The sequence below is a fragment of the Roseomonas haemaphysalidis genome, from assembly GCF_017355405.1.
In the GTDB taxonomy this organism is placed as follows: domain Bacteria; phylum Pseudomonadota; class Alphaproteobacteria; order Acetobacterales; family Acetobacteraceae; genus Pseudoroseomonas; species Pseudoroseomonas haemaphysalidis.
This window is the reverse complement of record NZ_CP061177.1, coordinates 1,270,683-1,280,000: the sequence shown is the minus strand read 5'-3', so window position 1 is coordinate 1,280,000 and position 9,318 is coordinate 1,270,683. Positions and strand designations below refer to the sequence as shown.

Below are 9,318 nucleotides of genomic sequence, written 5' to 3'. Positions count from 1 at the left end.
GGGCACGATCAGGCGGATCGGCCGGTCCGGCCAGGCCTCCTGCGCGCGCAACAGCCCGGGCATCGCCAGCCCGCTCGCGGTCAGGGCCAGCAGGGTCCTGCGGTCAGTGGTCATTCTGTTCTGCTCCGTCCCTTGCCCCGGCGGCTTCAGCCGTCTCTGGGGAATGCCGGGGCAGTCCCGGTCATTACGGATAGTCCAGCATTCGGAGAGGTTCAGGGCAAGCAAAGGAAAGCGCGGGGCCATCCATGCCCCCCGGCCCGACCTTTACCCGTCCCGGTCCGGCAGCCCGCCCGGCTCGTGGCGGAAGCTGTCGATGATGTGCCGCTCCAGCGCCAGCGCCACCGGCGTGTCGCTGCCGCTGGCGAGCGCGATCTCGAACTCCGGCAGGGGCGGCAGGCCATCCGCCTCGCCCAGCACGCAGAGTCCGGGCGGCAGCGGCGCCGCCAGCCCCACCGTGATGGCCAGTCCCGCCAGCACCACCGCATGCGTGCCCATCTGGGAGGAGGAGCTGTAGGTGGCGCGCCAGGGCAGCCCGGCGGCATCCAGCGCCGCCGTGGCCGCCCGGCGCCACACGCAGCTCGGCTGCGCCAGCGACAGCCGCAGCGGCGACAGCCGGTGCACGGCGTGGGCGGTGGAGCCCACCCAGTGCAGCGGGCCGCGCCACAGCGTGGTGCCATTGCGCTCGCCATTGCCGGCGGACACCAGGCTGAGGTCCAGCTCCCCCCGCTCCTGCCGCTGCATCAGCTCGGAGGACGGCGCGCAGATCACCTCCAGCTCCACCGCCGGGTGGCTTTCCGCGAAGCGGGCCAGGATCTCCGGCAGCCACACCAGCACATAGTCGTCCGGCGTGCCGAGCCGCACATGGCCAGTGACGTCGGGCGAGCGGAAATTGGCGACGATCTCGTCATGCATGGCGAGCCACGGCCGGGCGCGGTCCAGCAGCCAGGCGCCATGCGGGGTCAGCGCGAAGCCGGCCCGGCCGCGGGCCAGCAGCTGCTGGCCCAGCGCGTCCTCCAGCCGGCGCATCTGCATGGAGATGGCCGATTGCGTGCGCCCGACCTTCTGGGCGGCGCGGGTGAAGCTGTTGCCTTCGGCGATCAGCACGAAGGAACGCAGCAGGTCGGGGTCCAGGCCGGCGGGCAAGGCGAGCATGCGGCATCATCAATCGCCGTGATGGGAAACGTCAAAACAATTCGTTTCTCTTATTCCGCGGGCGTCGCCAGTCTGCTGCCGCGACCCCTTCGGAGCATGAAAGGCTCATCCCATGTCCGCCCAGCTCGGCAACGCCCTCCCCCTCAGCCGCACCACGCAGAACCCGGTCCAGTCCTCCGCCTGGGCTGTGCTGCTGCGCCGCGTCCTGACGGTGGTGGTCACCCGACAGCACCTGCTGGAGCTGGACCACCACATGCTGCGCGACATCGGCATGACGCCGCAGCAGGCCCGGCGCGAAGCCGGCCGCGCGCCATGGGACATCGAGGCCGATGGCAAGCCACGCCGCTGAGCCGGCACACATAAAGATATCCTGATATCTGCACGGTGCCGCTGGCCATGCCGGCGGCACCGTGTTACGCCGCCCCCGATCTTCCGAAAGGGGCCCAGGCCATGAGCGCGACCACGTTCTCCGACTACAAGGTGAAGGACATCTCCCTGGCCGAATGGGGCCGCAAGGAGATCTCGATGGCCGAGGACGAGATGCCCGGCCTGATGGCGCTGCGCGCGGAATACGCCGCAAGCCAGCCGCTGAAGGGCGCGCGCATCGCGGGCTCGCTGCACATGACCATCCAGACCGCCGTGCTGATCGAGACGCTGACCGCGCTCGGCGCCGAGGTGCGTTGGTCGTCGTGCAACATCTTCTCGACGCAGGACCACGCGGCGGCCGCCATCGCCGCCGCCGGCATCCCCGTCTTCGCCTGGAAGGGCCTGACGGAGGAGGAGTTCTGGTGGTGCATCGACCAGACCGTGCGCGGCCCGGACGGCTGGGCGATCAACATGATCCTGGACGACGGCGGCGACCTGACCACCGTGGTGCATGACAAGTTCCCCGAGCTGCTGCCCGCCATCCGCGGCCTGTCGGAGGAAACCACCACCGGCGTGCACCGCCTGTGGGACATGGCCAAGAAGGGCACGCTGAAAGTTCCCGCCATCAACGTGAACGACAGCGTCACCAAGTCGAAGTTCGACAACCTGTACGGCTGCCGCGAATCGCTGGTGGACGCCATCCGCCGCGGCACCGACGTGATGATGGCCGGCAAGGTCGCGGTCGTCGCCGGCTTCGGCGACGTGGGCAAGGGCTCGGCGGCGTCGCTGCGCAACGCCGGCTGCCGCGTGCTGGTGACGGAAGCCGACCCGATCTGCGCCCTGCAGGCCGCGATGGAAGGCTACGAGGTCGTGACGATGGAAAGCGCCGCACCCCGCGGCGACATCTTCTGCACCGCCACGGGCAACATCGACGTCATCACCATCGACCACATGCGCGCCATGAAGAACCGCGCCATCGTCTGCAACATCGGCCACTTCGACAGCGAGATCCAGATCGGCGCGCTGCGCAACATGGTCTGGGACAACATCAAGCCGCAGGTCGACGAGGTCGTGTTCCCCGACGGCAAGCGCCTGATCGTGCTGTCGGAAGGCCGCCTGGTGAATCTCGGCAACGCCACCGGCCACCCGTCCTTCGTGATGTCCGCCAGCTTCTCCAACCAGGTGCTGGCGCAGATCGAGCTGTGGAACAACGCGGCCAACTACGAGAACAAGGTCTACACGCTGCCCAAGAAGCTGGACGAGAAGGTGGCGGCGCTGCACCTGGCCAAGGTCGGCGCGGCGCTGACCAAGCTGACCGACGCGCAGGCCGAATACATCGGCGTGACGGCGGCCGGTCCGTTCAAGCACGAAGAATACCGCTACTGAGAGGGCGGGCCAGGGGGCGCCGCCCCCTGGCCCCCGGCATCTGTTTCGCGCGTCACCCCGGAGGCCGATGGCCTCCGGGGCTTTTTTTTATCACATCAACGCCTCGCCACCGGCACTGCCATGCCCGGAGAAGCCCGGATCGCTTTCTGACGCCGGGGTCCGGGGTGGCTCAGCCATCCCGGCGGGGGTTCCAAGGGGGCGGCGCCCCCTTGGCCACGCTCACAGGCCGGAGGCCATCGTCAGCGGCGGCGCCACGTCCTCCGGGATCGGGCACTTGTACGGCGTGGCTTCCGTCCGCGCGGCCAGGTCCGCCTTCGCCGCCGCTAGCAGTTCCGGCTTCTCGATCAGGTCCAGCGCCGTGCCGGCCATCACCTTGGCCACGTGCACCATGCCCTTGTGGGCGGCGGGCATCTTGCCCTGGGCGGTCCACTGCCAGGAATGGCCGGGGGTGCCGATGGCCAGCGTCGCGCCGCTGGCCTGCACCGTCGGCACCACCCAGGACACGTCGCCCACGTCGGTGGAGCCGATCATGCTCTCGCCCGTCCGTTGCGCGATCGGTGGCTGGATGGCGTCGGTCAGCGGCAGGTCGGTGCGCGCCTTGAAGCCCGAGCGGTTGAAGTTGGAGGCGATGTCGGCGGCGGACAGCGTCGCCTGGATCTGGCGCGCGAAGTCGCGGTCCGTGTCATCGAAGCCGGGCGGGCCCAGGCGGTCGAACTGCGCCTGCATGGCGGCCTCCATGGGCGTGTTGCCCAGGAGGTTGGAGACGGCGGACAGCACCTTCATCTCGACGGTGGTTTCCGTCATCAGGCTGGCGCCGCGGGCGATGTTCTTCACCCGCTCCAGCAGCGACACCATCTCGGGCAGCGTGTGGGCGCGCACGGCGTAGCGGATCTTAGCCTGGCCCTGCACCACGTTGGGCGCGATGCCGCCGGCGTTGAGGTAGGCGTAGTGGATGCGCGCGTCGCTCGGCATGTGCTCGCGCAGGTAGTTCACGCCGACATTCATCAGCTCCACCGCGTCCAGCGCGGAGCGGCCGAGATGCGGCGCGGCGGCGGCATGCGACGAACGGCCCGTGAAGGTGAAGTCGATGCGCGTGTTAGCCAGGGAATCGGCTTCCTGCACGCCGGCCCAGGCGAAGGGATGCCAGGTGATGGCGGCGTCCACGTCCTTGAAGGCCCCTTCGCGCACCATGAAGGCCTTGGCGGCGCCGCCTTCCTCGGCCGGGCAGCCGTAGTAGCGCACGCGGGCCTTGATGCCGTTCTGCTCCAGGTGGTCCTTCACCGCCGTCGCGGCCAGCAGCGCGCCGGCGCCCAGCAGGTTGTGGCCGCAACCGTGGCCGTGGCCACCGGCTTCCACCGGCCGGTGCTCGGCCACGCCGGATTCCTGGCTGAGGCCGGGCAGCGCGTCGTATTCGCCGAGAATGGCGATCACCGGGCCGCCCTCGCCCGCCTCGCCCATGATGGCGGTGGGAATGCCGGCGACGTTCTCGGTGACGCGGAAGCCCTGCTCGCGCAGCATCGCGGCGTGCTCGGCGCAGGAGCGGGTTTCGGCGTATTGCAGCTCGGGCATGCCCCAGATGCGGTCGCTGAGCGCCAGGAACGGTTCCTTGCGGGCTTCCACCTGGTGCCAGATCGCGTCGCTGTTGCGCATGGGGGCCTTCTCCTTGCCAGTGCCGGGGCATGGAAAGAACGCCGGGGGTGGCGCGCGTCAAGGCGCCGGGGGCGGCGGACCGCCCCCGGCGCCCCCGGCCCTCAGGCCGCGCGGGCGGCGCGGCGGCGGGCCGCCATCAGGCCCAGCAGGCCGCTGCCGAACAGGGCGAGCGACGCGGGCTCCGGCACCGGCGTGCCGCTGGTGGTGCGAAAGAAGCCGACGGTGTGGTTGTCGGATTCGTAGCCGCCCACCTCGGGGCTTTCAAAGAAGCGCACGCTGTCGAAGCCCACGCCGCTTTGGTCGAAGAAGTTGACGAAGACATAAGGCTCGCCGCCGTTGTTGCCCTTGTTCGGGCCGGAAACCGGGTTGCCGCAATAGCTGCCGGGGCAAAGCCCGATGGCGGCCAGCACGTCGGCCGGGCTGAAAGAAAAGACCACGTTGCCGGCGCGCAGGATCTCCAGCTGGTTGCCGCGGTCCAGCGCGGACAGCCAGTAGCCGAAATAGGTGACCGGCGCCGCCGCGCCGCCGGACAGGGCGGACAGGCCCAGCGTGTAGCCGGTGGTGGCGGAGGCGGCGGCGTAGCGGTCGTTGGTGGCGCCGCCGTACTGGTCGGCATTGTTGATGGTCACGCCGGTGTAGCTGCCGGTGACCACCGTGTCCTGGCCCGTGGTGCCGAAGCTGGTGGTGAAGCTGCCGCTGGCGCGGCCGTCAAACGTTTCCACGCCCTTGAAGTCGAAGGTGGCGGTGGTGTTCAGCACGCCGGGCGCCTCGTAGGTGACCAGAAACGCGGCGTGCGCGGCGGGGGCGGCGGACAGGGCCGCGAGCGCGGCACCAGCGAAAAGCAGATTGCGCATGAAGAACATCTCTTGGACCAGGGGTTGATGCGGTGGCGGGCGAACAGCCACCGCGCCTGATCAGGTCCAAGATCCGTGCCACGTCATCTTTTCAAATGCTTGGCCCAGGCTTCATGCCCCTGGCCGGACGACCGTCATTAATTTCGACATCGTTTCATTACGAATTTAACACAAAGGCGCGCCCGCCCCCGGTCACAGCGCCAGCGCGAACAGCCAGATCACGCAGGCAAAGCCGAGCGCGAAGCACAGCGAGCGCAAGGCCGGCCGGTTGGCCAGATAGGCGCCCGTATAGGCCAGCCGCAGCAGCACAAAGGCGACGGCCAGGGCGTTGACGCGGCCGGGCGCGGCCCCCGCCATCTCCGCCAGGATCACGGCGGCGGCAAAGGCGGGAAAGGCCTCGAAATGGTTGCGCTGCGCCCAGTCGGCCCGCTGGCGCCAGCCGGTCAGCCGCGCCTGCCAGTCGCGCGGGCTGGCGTTGTCGAAGCCGGGCGCGCCGGCCTTGGCCGCCGCGGTGCACAGGTAGGGCAGCAGCGCCGCCACCAGGATCATCCAGTGGGCCAGGGTCACAGGGCGCGCTCCGTCACGGGATATCGGTCAGGCGGGACAAAAAGCCGACCAGCAGGGCGCTGCGGGCGGGCAGCGGCCGGGGCCGCAGCAGCCACAGCGATTCGACCTGCGCCTCGGGCTCAAAGAAATCCAGGATGGGGCCGTAGCTGCCCATGCGCTGCGGCAGCATGTCGTGCACCATGACGCGCAGCCCCGCCGCGTCGCCGTCGCGCGCCAGCAGGGCGGAGATGGCGCAGGATACGCGAAAGCGCCCGTCCACCAGCACCAGGTCCGGCTGCAGGCCGCGCTTCGCCCATTCCGCCCAGAAGGCCTGGATGTAGCGCGGCCAGCGGCGGGCCTGGGTGTCGTCCAGCGGGTTGCCCCATTCGCGCGTCGGGCCGATGTCGCCGTGCAGCGCGGCGGCGCGGCCGGCGCGGATCAGCGGCGCGACCTCGCGGTGCGCGCGCACGCCCTGCACCCAGCGCTTGTCGGTATCCACGGCGACGATGGTGTCGAAGCCGGCGCGCACGGCTTCCAGGGTGGAGCCGCCCATGCCGAACTCGCCGTAGTGCCGGGCGCCGCCGCGCAGCCAGCCGCGCAGCGCCGCCAGCTCGGCGTCCGACATGTAGGGCGGGCCGATCTCCGCCGGGGCCGGCGCCGCCGCCTCGCTCACGCGGCGTCCTGGCCGAAGCCCATCACCAGTTCCTGGATGCGCTTGGGGTCGCCCTGCTCCATCACCCGCCGGGCGTGGCGGGCGCAGTCGTCGATCTTCAGGCTGCGGACCATCTGCTTGACGCGCGGAATGGCCGACGCGTTCATGGACAGCGCGCGGATGCCGAGGCCGAGCAGCAGCGGCACCAGCCGCGGGTTGCCCGCCATCTCGCCGCACACCGAAACGGGCATGCGCAGCCGCAGCGCCGCTTCCGTGGCGAACTGCACGAGCCGCAGCACGGCGGGGTGCAGCGGGTCGTAGAGGTGGGCCACCTCCGCCTCGGCGCGGTCCACGGCCAGCGTGTACATGGCGAGGTCGTTGGTGCCGATCGCAAAGAAATCGGCTTCCAGCGCGATGGCGTCGGCGGCGAGCGCCGCGCCGGGCGTCTCGATCATGACGCCCAGCAGCGGCATCTTTTCCGGCAGGGGCACGCCCTTGCGGCGCAGGCGGCGGCCGACGCGCTCGTAGATCTCGCGCGCCTGCCGCACCTCCTCCGGCACGGTGACCATGGGCAGCAGGATGCGCACCAGCCCGGGCGCGGCCCCCTGCGCCGTGACCTGCGTGGCGGAGGAGCCGGCGACGCGCAGGATGGCGGCGAACTGCGCTTCCAGCAGCTCGGGCCGCCGGAGCAGCATGCGGATGCCGCGCAGGCCCAGCGCCGGGTTGGGGCCGGAATGGAACGGGCCGACGCCTTCCTCCAGCGCCCGCATGTCCTTCTCGCCCCCCCAGTCCAGCACGCGGATGGTGACGCAGTCGCCCGCCATCGCCTCCACCACCTGGGTGTAGGCGGCGACCTGGGCTTCCTCGTCCGGCAGGTCCTCGCGGTTCATGAACAGGAACTCGGTGCGCAGCAGCCCGATGCCCTGGGCGCCGGCCTGGGCGATCAGCGGCAGTTCCGCCGGGATCTCCAGGTTGGCCTGCAGTTCCACCTCCTCGCCGTCCAGGGTCACGGCGGGCAGGCGGCGCAGCTTGGCGAGCCGCGCCTTTTCCTTGGCGTATTGCGCCAGCGCGTCCCGCCCGGTTTCCAGCGCCGCCGCGCCGGGGCGGATGACGATGGTGCCGGCCGCGCCGTCCAGCACCGCCTGGTCGCCGCGGGTCGCCGCCTCGGTCAGCCCGGCGCAGGCCACCACGGACGGGATGCCCAGCGCGCGCAGCATGATGGCGGTGTGGCCGTCGGCGCCGCCCTCCTCGGTCGCCACGCCGGCGATGCGGGTCGGGTCCAGCAGGGCGGCATCGGCCGGCGTCAGCTCCTCGGCCAGCAGGATGGCGCCGGCCGGCACCTCCTTGAGCGAGCGGAAAGGGGTGGCGGTCAGGTTGCGGGTCAGGCGGCGGGCGATCTCGCGCACCTCGCCGGCGCGGCGCTTCAGCCCGGCCTTGTCGTCGTCCTTGGCGGCCAGGATGGCGGCGGCGATGCTGTCGGCCTCGTCCTGCACGGCGGTCTCGGCCGCCAGCAGCTCCTCGCCCACGCGGCGGCGGGCGCCGCGGATCAGCCGGCTGTCGCCCAGCATCATGGCATAGGCGTCGAGCAGCGGCTCCAGTTCTTCCTGCGCTTCTTCCGGCAGCACGCCCAGGCGGGCCTTGAGCTTGGCCACCTGCTTGCGGCTGGCCACCACGGCGGCGGCCAGGCGGGCGCGCTCGGCCTCCACCTTGCCGGCGGTGACGGCGCGGCGCGGCGCCTCGGCCGGTACCTCGCTGGTGTCGAACACGGCGCCGATCACCACGCCGGGCGACACGGCGATGCCCTTGATGGCGATTTCCCGCGTGCGGCGGGACTTCCTGGCCTCGGCGGCGGGCTTGGCCGCCTTGCTCACGCTGTCGGCGGGTTTGCTGTCATTCTTCATGGAACCCGGCCTCGATCAGGCCGGCCACGGCATCGAGGGCTTCCTTGGCATCCCAGCCTTCGGCATCCACCACGACCTCGCTCCCCTTGCCGGCGCCCAGCATCATCAATCCCATGATGGAGCAGGCGGGCACGGTCTGGCCATGGCGCGACACGTTGACGCAGGCGGAAAACCGCTCCGCCGCCGTGACCAGCTTGGCCGCGGCGCGGGCGTGCAGGCCGCGGCTGTTGGTGATCACCACGGCGCGCCGCAGCACCATCGGGTTGCCTGCCACCGCCGCCGGCCCGGTGCCGGAGTCCGAAGGGGCATAGAACCAGGGATGCAGGTGCGGGGCTTGCGACATCAGGAGGTTCCGAGCTTGCCGCCGACGACGCAAAGCCCCATCGGCTCCGGCGGCGCACAGCGCGCGGGCGTGGCGCAGGAGATGTAGCGCCGCCCCGCGGACATGGCATGCTCCACCGCCTCCGCCAAGGGCTGCGAGCCGCGCACCCGCGCGAGCTTGACCATGAGCGGCAGGTTGACGCCGGCGATCACCTCCACCGGCACGGTGGCCGAGGGTTCCTCCGCCACCGCGGTGGCGAGGTTGGAGGGCGTGCCGCCGAACATGTCGGTCAGGATCACCACGCCGTCGCCCTGGTCCACGGCGGCGACGCAGGCGCGGATGTCCTGGCGGCGGCCTTCCATGTCGTCCTCGGGCCCGATGCACACGGTGGCGACCGCGCGCTGGGGCCCGACCACGTGTTCCATGGCCAGCCGCATCTCGTCCGCCAGCTTGCCGTGGCTGACCAGCACCATGCCGATCATCGGCCCG

11 protein-coding genes (1 of these 11 cut by a window edge) are annotated in these 9,318 nt (G+C 71.0%); 2 read left to right on the top strand and 9 right to left on the bottom strand.

Features of this window, described 5'->3' with window-relative positions; all coding sequences use genetic code 11:
• Both IAI59_RS05850 and IAI59_RS05845 read right to left on the bottom strand, forming a co-directional pair.
• Window positions 1-114 carry the start of a Bug family tripartite tricarboxylate transporter substrate binding protein gene (locus tag IAI59_RS05850; RefSeq protein ID WP_207419323.1) on the bottom strand. It extends 861 nt beyond the left edge of the window, so the window shows 114 of its 975 coding nt (coding positions 1-114); its start codon is at window positions 112-114; the stop codon falls past the left edge of the window.
• A gap of 150 nt (window positions 115-264) precedes the next feature.
• Complete coding sequence (locus IAI59_RS05845; RefSeq protein WP_207419322.1) at window positions 265-1,152, bottom strand: LysR substrate-binding domain-containing protein; 888 nt, start codon at window positions 1,150-1,152, stop codon at window positions 265-267.
• 112 nt (window positions 1,153-1,264) lie between these two features.
• Between IAI59_RS05845 and IAI59_RS05840 the strand changes: the two genes are divergently transcribed.
• Entirely contained in the window at window positions 1,265-1,501 is a 237-nt protein-coding gene (locus tag IAI59_RS05840) for a DUF1127 domain-containing protein (protein WP_207419321.1), read from the top strand.
• A 101-nt stretch (window positions 1,502-1,602) separates the two neighbouring features.
• A complete protein-coding gene (gene ahcY / locus IAI59_RS05835) occupies window positions 1,603-2,904 on the top strand; it encodes an adenosylhomocysteinase (protein ID WP_207419320.1) in 1,302 nt (433 codons plus the stop codon).
• A gap of 219 nt (window positions 2,905-3,123) precedes the next feature.
• On the opposite strand, the gene IAI59_RS05830 is transcribed toward ahcY, so the two are convergent.
• The 7 genes from IAI59_RS05830 to IAI59_RS05800 all read right to left on the bottom strand — a co-directional run bounded on the left by IAI59_RS05830 (window position 3,124) and on the right by IAI59_RS05800 (window position 9,311).
• Window positions 3,124-4,554 carry a M20 family metallopeptidase gene (locus tag IAI59_RS05830; protein WP_207419319.1) on the bottom strand — a complete coding sequence of 477 codons (1,431 nt, stop codon included), beginning with the start codon at window positions 4,552-4,554 and terminating at the stop codon, window positions 3,124-3,126.
• Window positions 4,555-4,655: 101 nt separating this feature from the next.
• A complete protein-coding gene (locus tag IAI59_RS22970) occupies window positions 4,656-5,408 on the bottom strand; it encodes a PEP-CTERM sorting domain-containing protein (RefSeq protein WP_237180955.1) in 753 nt (250 codons plus the stop codon).
• 192 nt (window positions 5,409-5,600) lie between these two features.
• Window positions 5,601-5,975, bottom strand: coding sequence for an MAPEG family protein (locus tag IAI59_RS05820; RefSeq protein WP_207419318.1), 375 nt, complete (start codon window positions 5,973-5,975; stop codon window positions 5,601-5,603).
• 13 nt (window positions 5,976-5,988) lie between these two features.
• Window positions 5,989-6,627 carry a hypothetical protein gene (locus tag IAI59_RS05815; RefSeq protein ID WP_207419317.1) on the bottom strand — a complete coding sequence of 213 codons (639 nt, stop codon included), beginning with the start codon at window positions 6,625-6,627 and terminating at the stop codon, window positions 5,989-5,991.
• A complete protein-coding gene (gene ptsP / locus IAI59_RS05810; RefSeq protein ID WP_207419316.1) occupies window positions 6,624-8,507 on the bottom strand; it encodes a phosphoenolpyruvate--protein phosphotransferase in 1,884 nt (627 codons plus the stop codon). Before ptsP ends, IAI59_RS05815 begins: the two co-directional genes overlap by 4 nt.
• Window positions 8,497-8,766 carry an HPr family phosphocarrier protein gene (locus IAI59_RS05805; protein ID WP_207419335.1) on the bottom strand — a complete coding sequence of 90 codons (270 nt, stop codon included), beginning with the start codon at window positions 8,764-8,766 and terminating at the stop codon, window positions 8,497-8,499. The genes ptsP and IAI59_RS05805 overlap by 11 nt, the downstream gene beginning before the upstream one ends.
• Window positions 8,767-8,849: 83 nt before the next feature.
• Window positions 8,850-9,311 (bottom strand): PTS sugar transporter subunit IIA, encoded by a 462-nt coding sequence (locus IAI59_RS05800; RefSeq protein ID WP_207419315.1) that lies wholly within the window; start codon window positions 9,309-9,311, stop codon window positions 8,850-8,852.
• Window positions 9,312-9,318: the final 7 nt, after the last annotated feature.

Excerpts from the sequence above, each read along its gene's own strand:
- ptsP (WP_207419316.1), bottom strand. The coding sequence starts at position 8,507 with ATGAAGAATGACAGCAAACCCGCCGACAGCGTGAGCAAGGCGGCCAAG.
- IAI59_RS05845 (WP_207419322.1), bottom strand. The coding sequence starts at position 1,152 with ATGCTCGCCTTGCCCGCCGGCCTGGACCCCGACCTGCTGCGTTCCTTC.
- IAI59_RS05830 (WP_207419319.1), bottom strand. The coding sequence starts at position 4,554 with ATGCGCAACAGCGACGCGATCTGGCACCAGGTGGAAGCCCGCAAGGAA.
- ahcY (WP_207419320.1), top strand. The coding sequence starts at position 1,603 with ATGAGCGCGACCACGTTCTCCGACTACAAGGTGAAGGACATCTCCCTG.
- IAI59_RS05800 (WP_207419315.1), bottom strand. The coding sequence starts at position 9,311 with ATGATCGGCATGGTGCTGGTCAGCCACGGCAAGCTGGCGGACGAGATG.
- IAI59_RS22970 (WP_237180955.1), bottom strand. The coding sequence starts at position 5,408 with ATGCGCAATCTGCTTTTCGCTGGTGCCGCGCTCGCGGCCCTGTCCGCC.
- IAI59_RS05805 (WP_207419335.1), bottom strand. The coding sequence starts at position 8,766 with ATGGTGCTGCGGCGCGCCGTGGTGATCACCAACAGCCGCGGCCTGCAC.
- IAI59_RS05840 (WP_207419321.1), top strand. The coding sequence starts at position 1,265 with ATGTCCGCCCAGCTCGGCAACGCCCTCCCCCTCAGCCGCACCACGCAG.